Source organism: Exiguobacterium sp. HVEsp1 (genome assembly GCF_002009685.1).
GTDB lineage: Bacteria > Bacillota > Bacilli > Exiguobacteriales > Exiguobacteriaceae > Exiguobacterium > Exiguobacterium profundum.
Genome location: NZ_KV917367.1, coordinates 1,571,329 through 1,588,601 on the forward strand (window position 1 = coordinate 1,571,329; position 17,273 = coordinate 1,588,601).

Here is a 17,273-nt window from a genome sequence, read left to right on the forward strand (position 1 = left end):
GGTATTGTCTAAAAGCTAGGAGGCGGTATCTTGAAACGTATGATGCTGCGACTGACCGGTTTCATCATTGTGCTCGTGCTTTTGCTCGGGGCAGTCGGCTGGCTCGGTCAACATGATAAAGTGAACAATGGATTGTATCGAACCTATTATGGAGAGAACGGTGTCCCGAACACGCATCTGGCCGTCTATCAAGACGCTGCTGACACGTATGACGTGGACTGGCGCCTACTGGCTGCCGTTCATCGGGTAGAGACCATCTTCTCGCACAGTTCTTCGATGCGTTCGTCTGTCGGTGCGATTGGACCATTTCAATTCATGCCCCGCACTTGGCTCGGTTGGGAATATGACACCGATGACCAAAAAGGCGATGTCCCAGAAGACGAAGTAGATTTGACGGACCTTGCCTTGATTGAGCAGTATGGTGGACTCGGTCGCGACGGAAACGGCGATGGAAAAGCTGACCCACACAGTCTAGTTGATTCTGCGCACACGGCGGCGTATTATTTAAGTGAACACGGTGGAAAAAAAACAGATTCAGTCACATCCGTCCGAAACGCTATCTTCGAATACAATCGAAGTGAGCAATATGTCAATGATGTCATGACGTACTTCGAGAACTATGAATCAAGCGTGACGTTCATGCCGGATGAGCGTGATACGCTTAGTCAACGAGTTGCTTATTACACGATTCGATATATCGAGTGGTTTAAATCGCTCGGCTGATGCTTACATGAAAAAGTGAGGAATGGAAATGAACACGCATGTAGAAGAAGTAACCATCCGCGTCAAATCAATCTTCAATGAAGATAAAACGAAACGCTATATGCGAACGTATGAGTTCACCGATGTGGAGGATGGCGTCATCTGCGCCGTCATTATTTACTCGCCGCGGATGAGCGATGCCTTTTTGTCTGGCACGACGACACAGCGTGCTTATATGTTGATGCAAAATCATTTATCACAACCGATTCGAGAAATGCGGGTCATCAGTCTCGTCCCGACACTCGCCATCAATGACAACCTTCCATACGTGGAGTCTCAACTCGATGAGACGAACTACCATTACGTCGAAGAGACGTTACAAGAGGTAGAAGCAAGCGGCGGGATGATCATCGTCGGTTGGGGGTCTCCAGGTCGCTTGATGCACCACGCGACATCTTACAAATCGCTCTTTGCGGATTATGAAGCGAACATGTATTGCATCGGTACGACAGCAAAAGGCGAGCCACAACAGATTCGAATGGCAAACGAGAATACCGTTCTCGAGGCGTTCAACAACGAATCGGTCAAACCGAAGTTTCGCATCGTGAAAGAAACGAAAAAAGACGACTCTCCGTGAGTCGTCTTTTCATATGCCAATCCAAATGGAAAGACCGAACAGTGTGAAGAATATACCGGACCATATGTAATCGGACGGTTTGACGTCAATCCGCTCATAAACGGTCCGTTTTCCACTTGTGAAACCTCTCGCCTCCATGGAGAAGGCGACACGTTCAGCACGTCGGATTGAACCTGCCATCAGTGGAAGAAGTAGTTTCGGGACATGCCGAATCCGCTCCCATTTCGTATCGAGCGGAACGCCGCGAAGACGATGCGCGTATTGTAGCTGATGCATCTCCCGTTGCATTAACGGAAGGAAGCGGAATCCGACGAGCGCACTATAGGCAATCGTCGGAGAAAGCCTTGCCTGTTGCATCAAACTCATGACGAAACGTTTCGAATCGGTCGTCAACATAAAGAGGAGCGACAGTACGGTGAATGCCAACACACGTAGACTAAGAGACATGGCGATACGTGCCTCTTCTTTTGAAATGCCTTGACCGAGAAGCGTCACCCACGTCTCTCCCCCGAGCTCCTTCCCAAACACGAGCGTCGTCCAAAACGTCCCGAGCGCCGTGACGAGAAAAGGAATCAAAAACAGGCTCCACTTCTTCCAGGACACGTCCGTCGCCAGCAATTGAATCGTCAACGTACCGACAATGATGACGAGCGGGGTCCACGGGTTATAAAACAAGGCAAGACCGAACATGATGATCGTCATCGTCCCAAACTTGATCGTCGGATTCATATCATGGAGTGACATCGCTTTCGACCTCCCGCTAGTCGATAATGACGAAGTCTCTCCGTGTCCTGCCAGAGCTCATCTCCGAATGGTCCTGAGAGTTCCCCGTCCTTCATCAAATAGAACGTATGGGCGATATTGGCGAACGATAAGTCATGGGTCACGAACAAGATCGTCTGTCCCTTTTCCGCATGCCGCTTCATCAAAATCTCTAGTGCATGGAGTGACGGTTCATCTTGGCCAGCCGTCGGTTCATCGAAGGCAAGCAACTGTTTGTTTGAGAGTAACTGAATCCCGACGGCGAGTCGTCGCTTCTGACCGTGACTGAGCGACAGTGGATGGAGGACTCGTTTATCCTCGAGGGATAGCTCCTCTAGTACGTTATCAATTGATTCCTCATGACCAAACTGTAGCTCTTGCTCGACCGAGTTCATGAAAAATAAGTGTTCCGGAGATTGAGGGACGAGTCCGACCCGACGGTCAGACTCCGTCAAACTTCGTAATAACGTCGACTTTCCACTCCCATTTGGTCCTAATATGGCAATCACTTCCCCGATACGAGCTGTTAGGGTCACTCCTTTTAATCGAAATGTGTCACGCTCCACCTCGTCGACCACATAGTGTTCGACTGCTTGTCGTGGTAATGACGATCGTGTGAATGAAAAATCATCGACCGGTTGAAACGGCTCGTTCCGTACAATCCGTCCTTGATCGAGTTCGATGTGCCAATCAAAAAAGTCTCCCCACAAGTGCGCGCGATGTTCGACAACGATGACGTTCACGTTGTCCAAGTGATCGAGCCAGTCGACGAATCGATTCGCGGTCACTGGGTCAAGGTGTGTCAACGGCTCATCGAGAAGCAACCATTCCGGTTGTCCGACCATGGCGCAAGCGACGGCGATCCGCTGTTTCTCCCCTCCTGACAAGGAATCGATGTGACGATTTCGGTAATCGGTCAGTTGGAGTGACTCGAGAATCTCCGTCACGCGCTGATCGATGACCTCGACCGGCGTCTGCAAATTTTCGAGTGTGAAGACGAGTTCCTCTTCCACCCGTTCCATCACGAACTGCGTGTCCGGGTCTTGGAATACCGTCCCGACCCGCTGATTGATCTCGCCTGGTGCGTAGTCGTCGTGTGAGCGTCCCAGTAGTTCGAGTTTGCCTTCCAGGATCCCATCACAATTCTCTGGATAGAGACGGTTGAACAGCGCGAGCAGGGTCGACTTCCCGCTTCCGCTCGCTCCTGTCAAAATCGTGCGTCCAGGTTTTATGGATAGTGTCACATCTTTTAAGATGGTGTCCAGACTTTCGGGGAATCGGAATGAAAGCGATCCTGTCTCAACCATGGACGTTCCCACTCCGAGCAATCGCATAGCCACGAAGCGACCCCGTCTTGAGCAACAGGTCACTGAGCAACTTCCCACCGATTCCTGCGATGACCATGCCACTGACCGCCCGCAGCCCGAACATCGTCGCTACATATCCCGGTTCGAGCATCGCAAATCCGCTCATGAAGTAAGTGTACACGAAACTCGTGACGGCCGAGCCAAATCCAGCAAGCATGAGAACCCAAAGCTCGTATCGACGATAACCTGTCATCGCAAAGACTGCTTCCGCCCCAAGACCTTGGACGATACCGACCAAGATGATGCGCGGTCCGATCGCATTCCCAATCAACATTTCAATCGTCGCTGCCATCACCTCCGAGATGAAGGCCGCACCCGGCTTCCGAATGATATACGCCGAGATGATTGACACGATGAACCAGATACCGAAGATCCATTCATAGGCGATCGGTCCAATCAACCCTGCCCATAAGTTCCCGATATGAACAAACAATAAGTAGACGACGGCAAAGACGACAGACAATACGGAGACGAGGACGACCTCTTTCAATTTCCACGATTTAAGCATGTTGTCCTCCATGTGACGGACTGTTCACACTGAACGTCACCGTCATGACGACGTGTCGATTCTTCTCGCGTGTCCGGTTGAACGCCGACTCGTAATACGAGAACACATCATCCAAGTTCCCATGAATGCCTGACGCGTAGTGCATGGAGTCATTATAGACACCCGCCTGTTTCGCTTGCTCGATTTCATCATAGATGAGATCCATATAGTTCTCCGCCCCCATCGGATAAAGCGCGAACTGTGACGAGACATACTGTTCTCTTGAAATTCCATTCAGTGGTTGTGGTGGTGCCTCGAGCACCTCATCCCCTGCCGAATCTCCCGGACATCCGACAGAGAAGGTTCCGCTCATCGAGACATGGCGTCCTTCCTCCGAAGCCAGGCTTAAGACGGTCCGTGCGACGTCGAACACGTGCTCGGCGCGACCTCGGATCACGGTCGACACGTCATCCGTATGTCGCCACACACCCGTCATATTCGTTCCTTTCAATGCCCCTTTGATCGTCCCGACAAAGTCATCTGTCATCGGGCTAAGCGTGAAGCGAAATCCGACAATCGGACTCGTGCCACATGATTCATTCATCTTGTCTCCCCCTCTATATGTGTTTGCATAAAAAAAAGCCGCATTCATGAGAATGCAGCAACAAAATCTATACAAACTTGCATAGAGAAAGTGCCGCACTTCCTCACGCCAGTATTACCTGGATCGAGTTATAAGGGATCGGAGCCATGCTCACATCTCAGCCGAAGCACCCCTAGTGCAGTCATTGATATGCGGTTACTTATGCAGTCACAGTATAGCGATGTTTCGTCAGTTTGTAAACGGTCAATCTGAATAGGTGACGAGTTGGCCAGTACCAGGAAGTGGGTCATGGAACGAATCCCACTCCGCTACCATCTCCTCATCCGTCAACAAGCAGGCGTCAAGTGATTGCTCGACCGCCTCCCGGTCCATCCGTTGACCGATAAGGACCAATTCGTTCTGTCGGTCTCCGTACGGCTCGATGTAATCTTCACGCAGCTCAGGTTCTGAGACGAACATGGCCTCTCGTTCACTCTCGGGAAGGGTCGCTAACCAACGACCGGCATGTTCGAGCGTCGATGCGTATCCGGCCTGGGAGAAGAGACAGGCAAGGTCGTTCCGTGACGCGATCCACAAGAAGCCTTTGGCACGGACGATTTCTTCAGGATAGTGCTCCATCCAATTCATCAAGCGCTCAGGGTGGAACGGTCGACGACGACGGTAGACGAACGAGCTGATGCCATACTCCTCCGTTTCCGGCGTATGTTCTTCTGCCTCAAGTTCTTGAATCCATCCCGCCGCACGCATCGCCTGATCGAAATCGAACAACTGGACGTCGAGTAGATCGTCTAACGCTACGTCGGAGTATGTTGAAGTCAATAATCGCGCGCTCGGGTTGAGTGTCTTAAGTAGCCCCTTCATCTCCTGCAGTTCCGCTCCAGACACCCGGTCTGCCTTATTCAACACGATGATATCCGCAAATTCGACTTGATCGACGAGTAGGTCGACGACTTCACGTACGTCACCTGTATCGACGGCTTGTTGACGTTCCATGAGCGATTCACCAGAATTGAAATCTTTGAAGAAGCGGTACGCATCGACGACAGTGACCATCGCATCGATATAGACACGGCTCGTCAAATCGATTCCGAGCGCATCATCGGCATACGTGAACGTCTGCGCAACGGGAATCGGTTCTGAAATCCCAGAAGACTCGATGATGATGCCATCGAGGTCACGATCGTTTGTCAACTCATAGACCGCTGTCAGCAAATCCTCACGTAGGGTACAACAGATGCACCCGTTCGAGAGTTCGACTAATTTTTCATCGGTACGGGAGAAACCACCCTGTTCAATCAATTTCTCATCGATGTTCAACTCGCTCATATCGTTCACGATGACCGCATATTTTTTATCTTCCCGGTTATGTAAGATGTGGTTGAGCAGTGTCGTCTTTCCGCTACCCAGATAACCCGAGAGTACGGTAATTGGAATTCGTTTCATATTGATGAACCTCCTTTAAATCGTAATCATTACTTTTTATATACTGTAACGACTGATTCGATTTGTCAACAAAAAAAACACGCCACACGGACGTGTTTTGAAAAACATGCTTTTATTCTTCCAACGCTTTTCGTTCTGCTTCCGAGCGGGGATAGGCGTTCGCTTGCCACTCCGCCCGATAGATGGAGTCGAGTTGCGTCAACCCGACCTCATCCACGTCCTTGTCAGAATCGACACTCGGCACCTCGTCCCATTTCGGGTCGAGATAAGAATGATCTTCTTCCCGCGCTCGATTTTCTTGCAACTTTTGAATTCCCATCTTGACCGCTGCCGCAACTGCCAACCCAATACCCGCTCGAACTAACAGTCGTTTCACCATTGCATGTCCTCCTCAACGCCCAAAGCGATAAAGCGGCATCCCTTTCACCTCTGTATCGATGATAAATACCGATCCAGCATCCGGATATTCGGCTAACGCTTCCTCATCCATCCCCTCACGAGCCGTCGTGATGGCCAATCGATTGAGCCCATCCCCGATGAAGGCGCAGGATGTGACATTCGGTGCAGGAACGTGAACTTCTAACAGCTTTTCACCGGTTGATGGATTCCAGCGAGATACTTTGCTTCCGGCGTAATGCGCAATCCATAAACATCCTTCCGTATCTGATGTCATACCGTCTGGGAAGCCATCCTCGTCCGCGAAATCGATGACGACCTTTCCATTTGATAACGTACCCGCCTTCAAATCGAAATCATATTGGCGAATCGTTTCAGTCGGTGTATCGATATGATAAAAAACGGAATGGTCAGGAGACCACGTCAACCCGTTCGAAAGTGTGAGCTCATCCATGAGTGTCGTCGTCGTACCATCCCGATCGACACGATACAATGTCGCTTGATTCTCTTTGTCTTCGAGATGAAGTGTTCCGGCGAAAATTCGACCGTATGGATCGGCTTTTCCGTCATTGAACCGCAATTGACCGTCCGGATCATCCAACTCGACAATCTTCTTCAAGTCCCGATTGATCTCATCCCATTCATAAATGCCATCCTTCAAGCCGAGGACAACGCCATCCGTCACTTTTGGAATAACGAAACCGACTTGTTTCCTGACTTCAAACGACGAGATTTCATCCTCACGTTCATCATACCACCACAATGTATGATCTTCGATATCTACCCAATAAAACCGCTTTAACTCAGCATCCCAACACGGACCTTCACCAAGCGTATTTCGTACACGAATCCACAACGACGCATCTACTTTCTCCATCACTTAGCCTCCACTCTATCCATTAGTTCAGAAATCTATTCCCCTCTCGCATTGGGACTATGCATGAATCCAGAAAATCGTGTTGGATTTTCACCGTCGTCCGTTCGTTTTGCTATAGTGAAAGAAACGTAGCGAGGGAGTGAATGGCTTGTCGAAATGGGATGAACGATTTAGTTCGGAAGAGTATGTGTATGGGACAGAGCCAAACGAATTTTTACGCGAATGGGTCACGTCTCATCAACCTGAAAGAAAACGTGTATTGGCCATCGCGGAGGGCGAAGGTCGAAACGCGGTGTGGCTCGCCACGCTCGGCTTTGAAGTCGAGATATGGGACGTTCTATAGCAGGGATCGACAAAGCGAAACGCTTGGCGACGTCACGAAACGTGTCCATTCAGACGAAACAAATCGACTTGAATGAAGCCGATTGGCCAAACAAGGCGTATGACATGGTCATCTGTATCTTTGGCCACTTTCCTCCACACGTCAGAGAAAAGGTGTTTACGGGTATTCAACAAACGCTTCGACCTGGTGGTTTGTTCCTGAGTGAAGTCTACGCTACACATCAACTCGCTTACGGGACAGGTGGACCAAACGACGCCTCACTTCTTTACACCGAAGAGATGTTCCACCAACTAGAGGACGATTTCGTACCGCTCGTCTTACATGAGACGGTCGTCTGGCGAGAAGAAGGCACGCTTCATCACGGCGAATCTGCTGTGATTCAATATGTCGGGCAAAAACGATAAACGAATGGCCTCCCCGAGATTCGGAGAGGCCATTTGTTTACTTCGCGCCTTCGACGTTCATATGCTTACTGCGGAGTTGTCCACATGCCGCATCGATGTCTGTCCCGTGCTCGAGACGGACACCAGTGTTGACGCCACGCTTTTTCAAGATGTCGTAGAACGCCATGATGTCCTCAGGCGTGCTTCGCTCATATTGGATGTGCTCGTTGACCGGGTTATATGGAATCAAGTTGACGTATGACTTGTCTTTGATGTCTTCGATCAAGTCGGCGAGTTCTTCCGCATGTTCCGGCAAATCGTTCACTTTCGAGAGCAGGATATATTCGAATGTGATTCGTTTGTTCGTCTTCTCGACGTAATAGCGAATCGACGGCATGAGTTTATCAAGCGGGAACGCCCGGTTGATTTTCATGATGCGAGTACGTAATTCATCGTTTGGCGCGTGTAGAGAGAGCGCCAAGTTGATGCGTAGATCAAGGTCTGCGAACTTGTAGATCTTATCCGCGAGACCACTCGTCGACACGTTGATCTTACGCGGAGCGATCGCAAGTCCACGCTCATCTTTGACGACACGCAAGAAGTCGACCAAGTTGTCGAAGTTATCGAACGGTTCACCGATTCCCATAACGACGATATGGCTGACGCGGTCCCCTTCACCCTCTTCATCGAGGAAGTGTTGGACGGTCATGATCTGCTCGACGACCTCACCCGCCGTCAAGTCACGCGTCTTTTTCAACAAGCCACTCGCACAGAAGCTACAGCCGATGTTACAACCGACCTGAGTCGTCACACAGACCGAACGTCCGTATTTGTGACGCATGAGCACCGTCTCGATGTAGTGCCCGTCATGTAATTTAAGTAAGAATTTGACCGTCCCGTCGCCCGCTTCTTGTTTGACGAACAGTTCTTGTGTCGAGATGACATATTTTTCTGTTAAGTAATCGCGCACCTCGTCACGTACGTTGAGGTCGTCCATCGATTTGACCCGGTCGATGTAGAGCGAGTCCCAAACTTGACGTGCGTGGAAGGCACCGTATCCCGCTTCCGTACACTCGTTTGTGAGTTGATCGAACGTCAACCCGTATATAGATGATTTCATTGTAATCTGTCCTTTCTCTAATCCGCATACGTACCATTGTAGCGGACGTGAGAGACGGGTGCAACTTACGAATAATCTGGAGGCGTCGGTCGTGTGACGAACTGTTCGAACGCATAAGCGACTCGGATTAAATCACGCTCCGCATAGCACGTCCCCGTGAACGAGAGACCGAATGGGGCACCGCTCTTTTTCAAATGATATGGGATTGTAATGGTCGGATGACCTGCTTTTGCAGCCATGTCATAGTTCATGTCATGTGGAAGGACGAGTGCATCGAGTTTATGCGACGCAAGCAATGCGTCAATCCCTTCCGTTTTCGCGAGACGGACGTCCTCGATGCGACGATCGAGATAGCTCGCTTCAGTCAGTTTCCCAGATTTAGCGTTCGCTTCTTCAAAGATGGTCTGGCCGTGCGGAATCGATTCGGGATGTTCGGCATTCCACTCGATCAGGTCGGATAGCGTTTTAAACGGCACGGTCGTATTGGCAAGATACGCCTCGACCCCGAGCTTGAATTCGTCGAACAGGATGTCCGCCTGCCCTAGCGCCTCATGCTTTGGTAGCGTGACCTCGACGAGTTCGACCTCGGCTTGCCGTAGCAATCGGAGCGCCCCCTCATACAATCCGACTTCTTCGTCTGAAATATTTGGCTTGATAAATCCGACACGCATCCCGACCGCTTGCCTCACATCGAGACATGTCACATAAGGCGGTCCGACTGGAGTTTCCCACGTCGCCGGGTCTGATTCATCCTCACCGCACATCGATTGTAAGGCGATGACCGCATCACGAAGCGTACGCGCCATCGGTCCCGCCGTATCTTGAGAACGTGAGATCGGGATGATTCCGGAGCGACTGATCAATCCGACGGTCGGCTTGATCCCGACGATGCTGTTATGGACACTCGGATGGACGATGGAACCGCTCGTCTCAGATCCGACTGCGAGAAGTGTAAGGTTTGCCGCGACCGCCGAAGCCGACCCTGAGCTTGACCCACCGACATCCAACCCGTCGCCGTATGGGTTCATCGTCTGTCCACCGACGGCACTCCAGCCGTTCGGCATATTTTCTGTTAAAAAGTTCGCCCACTCAGACAAGTTCGCCTTCCCGAGGATGATGGCGCCATCAGCCCGTAACCGTTTGACGAGTTCGGCATCTCGACCGGCGAAATGATGTCGCATCGCGGTAGCACCTGCAGTCGTTCGCATCAGACCGGTAGTCTCGATATTGTCCTTGATCAAGACGGGGATGCCGAGTAGCGGTTTGCGTACCCCTTTTCTGTAGGCCCGGTCTGCTGCCTCTGCCTCGAACAGCGCGTCCGGATTGACTTGAATGACGGCGTGAAGTCGTTCATTATACGTCGCAATCCGTCCTAAATAGTAGGCGGTCACGTCTCTCGCCGTGAATTGTCCTTCTTTATACCCACGATGCGCACGTTCAATCGTCAGTTCATGTAATTGGATTTGTTCCATCAAGCATTCCTCCTTTACCTCTCCCCCTTTATTCGTGCTCTACGTCTGATTTCCTTTTCGTATCGCCAAGTCGATGTGTTCTTGATACACTTAAGAAAAAACAGGAGGTCCCAATGACTCGCTCCTATGTCTTTGTGTTACTTGCCGTATTCGGTCTATTTTTCTTACAGCTATATGGGGAGAATGTGCCGTATGGTACGCTCATTTCCATCGGGTTGATTGGATTCATCATCGTCTTGACGGTTTTTCAGTTGAAACGAAAACCGAATCATTGACGAATGTATTTTGAGGGTGGTATGATGCTCTCACCAACTACATATCGATATCAAGAGTGAACGAGAGATCTGGCTCCGCGACTTCACAGCAACCTGCCTTAGGCAAGGTGCTACGACCAGCAAGGGAAACCTTGGACGATATGACGAAAGCGCTCATGTCATCCGACGTGAGCGCTTTTTTGTTGAATGACGATTTGGAGGGAACGACAGTATGGAAAAAGCAACATTCGCAGGCGGCTGTTTTTGGTGCATGGTGACACCATTTGAAGAATTACCAGGGATTGAAGGTATCGTGTCCGGCTATATGGGCGGACAGGTCGACAATCCGACGTATGAACAAGTGAAAACCGGGACGACGGGGCACCTCGAGGTCGTTCAAATCACATATGATCCAGCATTATTCTCGTATGAACGTCTTCTTGAGCTGTATTGGATTCAGACAGACCCGACGGACGATGGTGGTCAATTCCAAGACCGGGGACCTCAGTATGCCCCAGCCATCTTCTATCACACCGAAGAACAACGAATCGCGGCTGAGGCGAGTCGCGATGTGTTGGCGGCAAGTGGTCGCTTCACGGCTCCGATCGTCACGAAAATCATTCCGGCGACGACGTTCTTCGCTGCAGAAGACTACCATCAGGATTATCATAAAAAGAATCCGAAGCATTATAAGGAAGACCGGGCCATCTCGGGACGCGACGAGTTCATCGAGGAAAACTGGACGGAAACCGTATAACGGTCATCAGACGCGAATGTTAGCATTCGCGTCTTTTAATTAGCACATTAATCGGGAAATGGGAAATAACGGTTCATACATCCGAAAAGGAGGACTCATATATGAAAACAAGCACGAAACTCATCATCGGTGTGATTGGCGTAGCCGTAATCGCTGTTGCCTGGTGACTCATCTCCCCACTATTCTTAACCGAGTCGGTCGATAAAGGATTGCCGCCGACAGCAGTCGAATCACCAGCTCCAGAGGAAGAGGAATCAGATCAAGAGACGTCCGAGACACCGGAAGCACAACCGAGTCCAACCGAAGTAGCGGGTGTATTCATGGACGGGGAGAAAAATTATGAGACGACCGGCACAATCCGCTCGGTCGAGGCAGAAGATGGAACGTATCTCCGATTTGAAGAGTTCGAGACGACGAACGGTCCAGACTTGTTCGTCTATTTGACGAAACCAGGACAAGAGACGACCGAAGGCGTCAGTCTAGGGGCGCTAAGAGGGAACATCGGGAATCAAAACTATTTAATCCCTGAGGATGTGAATCTAGAAGAGTATAACACCGTCGTCATCTGGTGCCGTGCGTTCAGTGCGACGTTCGGGACGGGAGAACTGACTGAATCAAGTGAATGAACAGACTGAAGGGTGGCTGAATGAATCGGCCACCCTCTTTTCATTTGAAATCGGCTGAAATAATATAAAGCAATCATCAATCTTCAATTGCGTATATGCAAAGCGTTTCGCCGTCCGCGACACCTTCAAGTTTGCGCAAGAGAATCAGAATATCCTCCGCTGGACGTCAACTCGTTCCGCAACGCTATACTCTTTTAGATGCTTAAACTGGCGAAAGTGCAACAGATGAATGAGAAGAGTGAACCCATCAAAAATTCCGTCCGACGCTCAATCAGTACACAAATTTCCCATCATGTCGATGACTTAATCAATAAGCAAGTGTCGTGCGGGAACCCATTGAGTACCAAAAGCAATAGAAGGACACACTAACTTAAGAGAGCAGATGAATCTTATGTGACCACTCGTCCGTCCGTTCACGATGGGACAACTGCTGACGCTTCAGCCGAAAACCGTCACGGTTCTTATCTATGGAAAACTGTACAACATCCGGATATCCGTATCTGACCATCATCTATTAAATGATATTTCGTATTGCGAGATAGTCTTGCTTCCCATCAATTTCGAACAGACATGGCTGTTACTCGACATCCCAGAATCATCGCCACAACTTGAATGTGAACTGAACTAATTTATGGATACTACAAGTCTGTCACTGACTTGCTAAATGAAGGAATCTGATGCGATGGCCAAGATGAAGACGAACGAAGAACGGAGAGCCAATCTCGAAACGCTATCGGACTAAATAGGACAAGAGCTCGACAGCTACCTCGAGAGTCCGGAAAAAATCTGGGAACATCTCCAATTTCACCTCAAACAAGTAAGTAAAATAGTCGACAAATGTATCTGTTGGCCGGCAATTACACTTACTTAAACATCATTTATATTGGTTAAAAATTATGTTTATCAACCTGCTTTGTGCATATATTCTCTGAATGATAAGATATGGCATTAATCACTCAAATGGTTTTATTTCTCATTGAGGAGACCCAAACTCCGGGCGCCCTTCTTCATTCCACGTGAACACTTGTGCACGCGTATGACGGTTCGGATCGTAGAGTGGGTCCCCTTCGATTTCCGTATACGTCCGAGCATGGTAAATCAGAACGTCTTCTCCTTTTTCGTTCACGGAAAAACTGTTGTGACCGGGACCAAATTGACTTACGTCTGCATTCGTCTGGAACACCGGTCGGAACGATTTCGACCACGATGCCGGGTTTAACACATCAGCGTCCTCCGAGGCGCACAACATACCCATGCAGTAATTTTCATCGGTCGCACTCGCCGAATACGTGATGAAGATGTGGCCGTTTCGCTTCAATACAGCCGCCCCCTCATTGACGAGGAAACCACGTGTCTCCCAATCATACTCAGGCTTCGTCAGCATGACCTGCGGCAATTTGATCGTCCATGGATTTTCGAGTTCGGCGATGTATAAATTAGAGTTCCCCTCGATGGCCGGATCTTTTTGAGCCCACACCAAATAGTGAGTCCCTTTATGATCAAACACGGTTGCATCGAGTGCGAATGAATCCCATTCGGTCTGAATTTGGCCTTTTTCGGCCCATTCCCCTTCGAGCGGATTTGCCGATTCGTTCTCCAATACGAACATGCGGTGGTCGAACAGACCGTTGACGATGCCCCGCGACTTCGCGGCCGCAAAATAGAGGTACCACTTGCCGTGAATGTAATGCAGTTCAGGAGCCCAAATCAAGTCGCTCATCGGGCCTGTCTCGTGTTTGACCCATGCGGTCACCGGCTCCGCCGTCCGAAGCGCTTGAAGCGACTTGGCGCGGCGTAACTCAATCAAGTCATACTCAGGCACCGACGCCGTGAAGTAGTAATAGCCATCCGTATGCAAGTAGACCCATGGGTCGGCCCGCTGTTCTAAAATCAAATGTCGATCCTCTACTTGGTTCATCTTACTACCTCCTCGTCACGTATCGGTCGGCCGAACACAGGACCGGCTTCATCCCATATGAACGGTTGGACACGCGTATGTCGATTCGGGTCCCAAAGCGGGTCCCCGACAATTTCTTTATAGTTGCGGGCGTGGTAGACGAGTATGTCTGTCCCGTCTTCTAATGTCGTAAAACTGTTGTGGCCCGGTCCATACTGACTCGCCGCTTCATCGGTTCCAAAGACCGGTTCGGGATGCTTCGTCCAACTCGCCGCGTCCAATAAATCGCTCGTCACCCTAGCGCGCAGAAGGCCCATGCAGTAGTGATGGTCCGTCGCACTCGCAGAGAACGTGATGTAGATGTGGCCTTTCCGTTTCAAGACGGCCGGGCCTTCGTTCACGAGGAACCCAATCTTCTCCCAGTCATACTCCGGCGTCGCAATCATCGTCTGTGGCCCTGTGAGCGTCCACGGATTCTCCATCTCAGAGATGTAGAGGTTCGAGTTACCATCGATGGCCGGGTCTTTTTGGGCCCACACATAATAAAGGCGCCCCTCGTGCTCGAACGTCGTCGCATCAAGCGCGAACGATTCGCACCAAGTCCGGACCTGTCCTTTTTCGACCCATTCCCCTTCGAGCGGATTCGCCGAGCTGTTCTCAAGCACATACATCCGATGATCGAAGACGTGATCTGCTCGCGCGGCCGCGAAATAGAGGTACCATTTCCCTTGGATATGATGTAATTCCGGGGCCCAGATGTTCGCACTCATGATGCCCGTCTCACGTTTGGTCCAGACGACTCGTTCTTCCGCCTCGGTCAAAGCCGCGAGCGTCTTCGCCCGACGGAGCGGGATGCCCGTGAAGTCCGGCAACGAGGCCGTGAAGTAATAATAGCCATCTGTATGGCGCATGATCCATGGGTCCGCTCGTTGTTCCACTAACGGATTCGTGATCGTCTCTCTCATAAAGAACGCTCCCCTATCTCAGATTCTGTTCGGTTCAAACTCATATGTTTTAACAGTGTGTGTCGTTCTCTCAAACGGTACGCCTCTCTCTTGCTACTCGCCAACAGGAGCGAGGAGACCCCAATCTCGTCCGGCCGCAGCGGTGCCTGCAACGCGTGGAAGATGTGTTCGAGCTCTTGCCGCGTCGGCATCTGCTCGGCCCACGCCCGTAGCGCGCCCGGCGTGTCGGACCATTCAAGCATCATTGTTTTATAGGAATCGATGAGTTCCATCGTGGCGATGGCGACTTTCGTTCCATGGAGGACCGCCGGACGATGGTTGGCGATGAAGTCCATCTCCCAATAGTGGGACAAGTGATGCTCACCACCAGAAGCTGGATGCGAATGACCGAAAATCAACATGGCGACTCCGGACAATAGTAACGACTCCATCAGTTGATCCAACCCGTCCGCGTCTCGTTTATAGATGGCAGGCAAGGCGTCCACACACGATTGTAACGCCTGTTCCGTCAGCGATGCGGCGCCCGGACAAAACGGTTCACCGCCTTCAAATGCTCCGAACCGCCAGTCCAACAAGGACGTGTATTTCCCGAGCATATCGCCGACCCCGGCCGCGATCAATGCGTCCGGTGCCTTCCGAATCACCTGACTCGGGACGAACACCGCAATCGGGGAAACGAGCTGGTACGTGATTTTCTTGCCTCTCACAATAAGAGGGGCCCCTTTCGACGTGAAGCCATCCACTGACGGCGCGGTCGGCACCGAGATGAACGGTACTTTCGTTTTAGCCGCACAGAACCGGGTGACGTCATGAATCGTGCCGGCACCTAGCGCAATGAGCGCATCGACGGTTTCATCTTGTTGAAGCAATACTTGTACGACCGAGCGTTCCTCCGCCAACACGTCGCCTTGCTCATCCGCTTGAAGCGAGACGAGCGACACATCAACTCCGATATCAATCAAGGCTTCTCGTAGCGGGAGAAACCCGACGCGCTCGGTATTCATGTCGGCGACGACGAGGAGACGGTTCCACTCTTTTTCGTGGACGAACGCAGCCAATTCGACCCAGACGTGTTCGGACGCGACCATCCGTTCAATCGTGATCGCGTGATGGGGGTTCCCGCAATCACAAGCTTGAACGTGTTCGTTAATCTGTTCGAGGTTCATCGGCTGACTCCTGTCTCGACGCGGTACGTCGTTTGCCAACGGTACGTGTCTCCCGCCTTCAAGCGAATCGACGGGAACGTTTCGTGGTGAACCGCATCAGGGAGGTGTTGCGGTTCCAGACAGACGCCGTAGTGACGTCTCGACGTCCCTTCACGCAATGAAGTCGTCTCGTTCATCTGATTGCCCGAATAGAGGATGATGGCCGGGGCCGTCGTCGAGATCGTCAACTCTCGCTGTGACTCTCGCTCATATAGTCTCGCTTCCCGTCGCTCCGCGAAGACGAACGGATGGTCATAGCCGTTGACCAATTCGTTTTGTGGATGGGTTGACTCGAGACTGTCCGCCAAGACACGACCAGACCGGAAATCAAACGCTGTCTGATCGACTTCAAGCAAGCGACCCGTCGGAATCAAATCATCCCGCAGCTCAGCGAACGTGTCGGCGGACAACGTAAGCTCATGGTTCAAGATGTCCCGCTCACCTCCGCTCAAGTTGAAATACGTATGGTTCGTCAAATCACACACCGTATCTTGATCAGAGGTCGCCTCGTATGTGATGGTGACGCCGTGGTCGGCCAGTTCGAACGTGGCGCGGACATCGAGTGTCCCGGGATATCCGTTCTCTCCGTCCGGACTGACGCAATGAAGCGTCACACGGTCGGACGTCCTCTGTTCGACCGTCCAGACGCGACGGTTCAAACCTTCTCCGCCATGAAGGTGATGGACACCTTCATTCGCAGGCACGTGATACGTCACGCCATCCAGGTCGAACGTACTCTGGTCGATCCGTCCGGCGACCCGTCCGATCGTCGCACCCAAATAATACGTGTCCTGCATGTACGCCTCGACTGTGTCGTACGACAAGACGATATTTTTCCAGCCGTCATCCTGAATCGAAAATTCTTGCAACGTCGCTCCGTAAGTCAATATGTTCAATCGATACACATCGTTCTCGAGCGTGATTGTCGACTCGTCAATCGCTGTTTCTAGTTGCCGCTTCATGACATCCACTCCTT

Annotated in this window: 20 protein-coding genes and 2 riboswitches; of the genes, 7 read left to right on the forward strand and 13 right to left on the reverse strand. The window is 51.1% G+C overall.

The annotated features are described in order from the left end of the window. The first annotated feature begins 39 nt into the window (after nucleotides 1-39). Entirely contained in the window at nucleotides 40-723 is a 684-nt protein-coding gene (locus tag BV910_RS08090) for a lytic transglycosylase domain-containing protein (protein WP_240499874.1), read from the forward strand. A 28-nt stretch (nucleotides 724-751) separates the two neighbouring features. Further along, a complete protein-coding gene (locus tag BV910_RS08095) occupies nucleotides 752-1,339 on the forward strand; it encodes a DUF1643 domain-containing protein (RefSeq protein ID WP_012726384.1) in 588 nt (195 codons plus the stop codon). A 9-nt stretch (nucleotides 1,340-1,348) separates the two neighbouring features. Here the strand turns inward: BV910_RS08095 and BV910_RS08100 are convergent, their stop codons facing one another. From BV910_RS08100 to BV910_RS08130, 7 genes are all read right to left on the reverse strand, one after another. After that, nucleotides 1,349-2,083 carry an energy-coupling factor transporter transmembrane component T family protein gene (locus BV910_RS08100; RefSeq protein WP_078146970.1) on the reverse strand — a complete coding sequence of 245 codons (735 nt, stop codon included), beginning with the start codon at nucleotides 2,081-2,083 and terminating at the stop codon, nucleotides 1,349-1,351. Next, entirely contained in the window at nucleotides 2,065-3,435 is a 1,371-nt protein-coding gene (locus BV910_RS15030) for an ABC transporter ATP-binding protein (protein WP_078146971.1), read from the reverse strand. The genes BV910_RS08100 and BV910_RS15030 overlap by 19 nt, the downstream gene beginning before the upstream one ends. Then, nucleotides 3,401-3,976, reverse strand: coding sequence for an ECF transporter S component (locus tag BV910_RS08110; RefSeq protein ID WP_012726387.1), 576 nt, complete (start codon nucleotides 3,974-3,976; stop codon nucleotides 3,401-3,403). Before BV910_RS08110 ends, BV910_RS15030 begins: the two co-directional genes overlap by 35 nt. Then, the gene (locus BV910_RS08115; protein WP_012726388.1) at nucleotides 3,969-4,559 is read right to left on the reverse strand and encodes a YkoF family thiamine/hydroxymethylpyrimidine-binding protein; all 591 of its coding nucleotides are present in this window, start codon (nucleotides 4,557-4,559) and stop codon (nucleotides 3,969-3,971) included. Before BV910_RS08115 ends, BV910_RS08110 begins: the two co-directional genes overlap by 8 nt. 83 nt (nucleotides 4,560-4,642) lie before the next feature. Next, nucleotides 4,643-4,743: riboswitch (TPP riboswitch) on the reverse strand. Between the two features lie 59 nt (nucleotides 4,744-4,802). After that, nucleotides 4,803-6,002 (reverse strand): GTP-binding protein, encoded by a 1,200-nt coding sequence (locus BV910_RS08120; RefSeq protein WP_078146972.1) that lies wholly within the window; start codon nucleotides 6,000-6,002, stop codon nucleotides 4,803-4,805. A 112-nt stretch (nucleotides 6,003-6,114) separates the two neighbouring features. Next, on the reverse strand, nucleotides 6,115-6,381 hold the full coding sequence (locus BV910_RS08125; RefSeq protein WP_078146973.1) for a hypothetical protein: 267 nt from the start codon (nucleotides 6,379-6,381) through the stop codon (nucleotides 6,115-6,117). 12 nt (nucleotides 6,382-6,393) lie between these two features. Then, the gene (locus BV910_RS08130; protein WP_078146974.1) at nucleotides 6,394-7,275 is read right to left on the reverse strand and encodes an SMP-30/gluconolactonase/LRE family protein; all 882 of its coding nucleotides are present in this window, start codon (nucleotides 7,273-7,275) and stop codon (nucleotides 6,394-6,396) included. Between the two features lie 148 nt (nucleotides 7,276-7,423). Between BV910_RS08130 and BV910_RS14955 the strand changes: the two genes are divergently transcribed. Both BV910_RS14955 and BV910_RS08135 read left to right on the forward strand, forming a co-directional pair. Next, nucleotides 7,424-7,618, forward strand: a complete 195-nt coding sequence (locus tag BV910_RS14955) for a class I SAM-dependent methyltransferase (RefSeq protein ID WP_240499828.1) — start codon at nucleotides 7,424-7,426, stop codon at nucleotides 7,616-7,618. Continuing rightward, complete coding sequence (locus BV910_RS08135) at nucleotides 7,603-8,022, forward strand: class I SAM-dependent methyltransferase (protein WP_240499829.1); 420 nt, start codon at nucleotides 7,603-7,605, stop codon at nucleotides 8,020-8,022. The genes BV910_RS14955 and BV910_RS08135 overlap by 16 nt, the downstream gene beginning before the upstream one ends. Nucleotides 8,023-8,059: 37 nt before the next feature. Here BV910_RS08135 and rlmN read toward each other — a convergent pair whose 3' ends face one another. Both rlmN and BV910_RS08145 read right to left on the reverse strand, forming a co-directional pair. Continuing rightward, the gene (rlmN, locus tag BV910_RS08140; RefSeq protein ID WP_031423599.1) at nucleotides 8,060-9,121 is read right to left on the reverse strand and encodes a dual-specificity RNA methyltransferase RlmN; all 1,062 of its coding nucleotides are present in this window, start codon (nucleotides 9,119-9,121) and stop codon (nucleotides 8,060-8,062) included. 65 nt (nucleotides 9,122-9,186) lie between these two features. Continuing rightward, nucleotides 9,187-10,593 (reverse strand): amidase family protein, encoded by a 1,407-nt coding sequence (locus tag BV910_RS08145; RefSeq protein WP_240499830.1) that lies wholly within the window; start codon nucleotides 10,591-10,593, stop codon nucleotides 9,187-9,189. A gap of 113 nt (nucleotides 10,594-10,706) precedes the next feature. Here BV910_RS08145 and BV910_RS14795 point away from each other — a divergent pair, with 113 nt between their 5' ends. The 3 genes from BV910_RS14795 to BV910_RS08155 all read left to right on the forward strand — a co-directional run bounded on the left by BV910_RS14795 (nucleotide 10,707) and on the right by BV910_RS08155 (nucleotide 12,230). Next, complete coding sequence (locus BV910_RS14795; RefSeq protein ID WP_168169845.1) at nucleotides 10,707-10,868, forward strand: hypothetical protein; 162 nt, start codon at nucleotides 10,707-10,709, stop codon at nucleotides 10,866-10,868. A gap of 44 nt (nucleotides 10,869-10,912) precedes the next feature. Further along, nucleotides 10,913-11,012: riboswitch (SAM riboswitch) on the forward strand. A gap of 67 nt (nucleotides 11,013-11,079) precedes the next feature. Continuing rightward, entirely contained in the window at nucleotides 11,080-11,604 is a 525-nt protein-coding gene (gene msrA / locus BV910_RS08150) for a peptide-methionine (S)-S-oxide reductase MsrA (protein WP_078146976.1), read from the forward strand. Nucleotides 11,605-11,813: 209 nt separating this feature from the next. After that, nucleotides 11,814-12,230, forward strand: a complete 417-nt coding sequence (locus BV910_RS08155) for a DM13 domain-containing protein (RefSeq protein WP_240499831.1) — start codon at nucleotides 11,814-11,816, stop codon at nucleotides 12,228-12,230. Nucleotides 12,231-13,203: 973 nt separating this feature from the next. Here the strand turns inward: BV910_RS08155 and BV910_RS08160 are convergent. The 4 genes from BV910_RS08160 to BV910_RS08175 are packed head-to-tail and all read right to left on the reverse strand — an operon-like array spanning nucleotide 13,204 to nucleotide 17,259. Next, nucleotides 13,204-14,148 carry a glycoside hydrolase family 43 protein gene (locus BV910_RS08160; protein ID WP_078146977.1) on the reverse strand — a complete coding sequence of 315 codons (945 nt, stop codon included), beginning with the start codon at nucleotides 14,146-14,148 and terminating at the stop codon, nucleotides 13,204-13,206. Beyond that, nucleotides 14,145-15,092 (reverse strand): glycoside hydrolase family 43 protein, encoded by a 948-nt coding sequence (locus BV910_RS08165; RefSeq protein WP_078146978.1) that lies wholly within the window; start codon nucleotides 15,090-15,092, stop codon nucleotides 14,145-14,147. Before BV910_RS08165 ends, BV910_RS08160 begins: the two co-directional genes overlap by 4 nt. Beyond that, nucleotides 15,089-16,258: a sn-glycerol-1-phosphate dehydrogenase gene (locus BV910_RS08170; RefSeq protein WP_078146979.1), complete on the reverse strand. Its 1,170-nt coding sequence runs from the start codon at nucleotides 16,256-16,258 to the stop codon at nucleotides 15,089-15,091. Before BV910_RS08170 ends, BV910_RS08165 begins: the two co-directional genes overlap by 4 nt. Then, entirely contained in the window at nucleotides 16,255-17,259 is a 1,005-nt protein-coding gene (locus tag BV910_RS08175) for an aldose epimerase family protein (protein WP_078146980.1), read from the reverse strand. The genes BV910_RS08170 and BV910_RS08175 overlap by 4 nt, the downstream gene beginning before the upstream one ends. Between the last annotated feature and the right edge of the window lie 14 nt (nucleotides 17,260-17,273).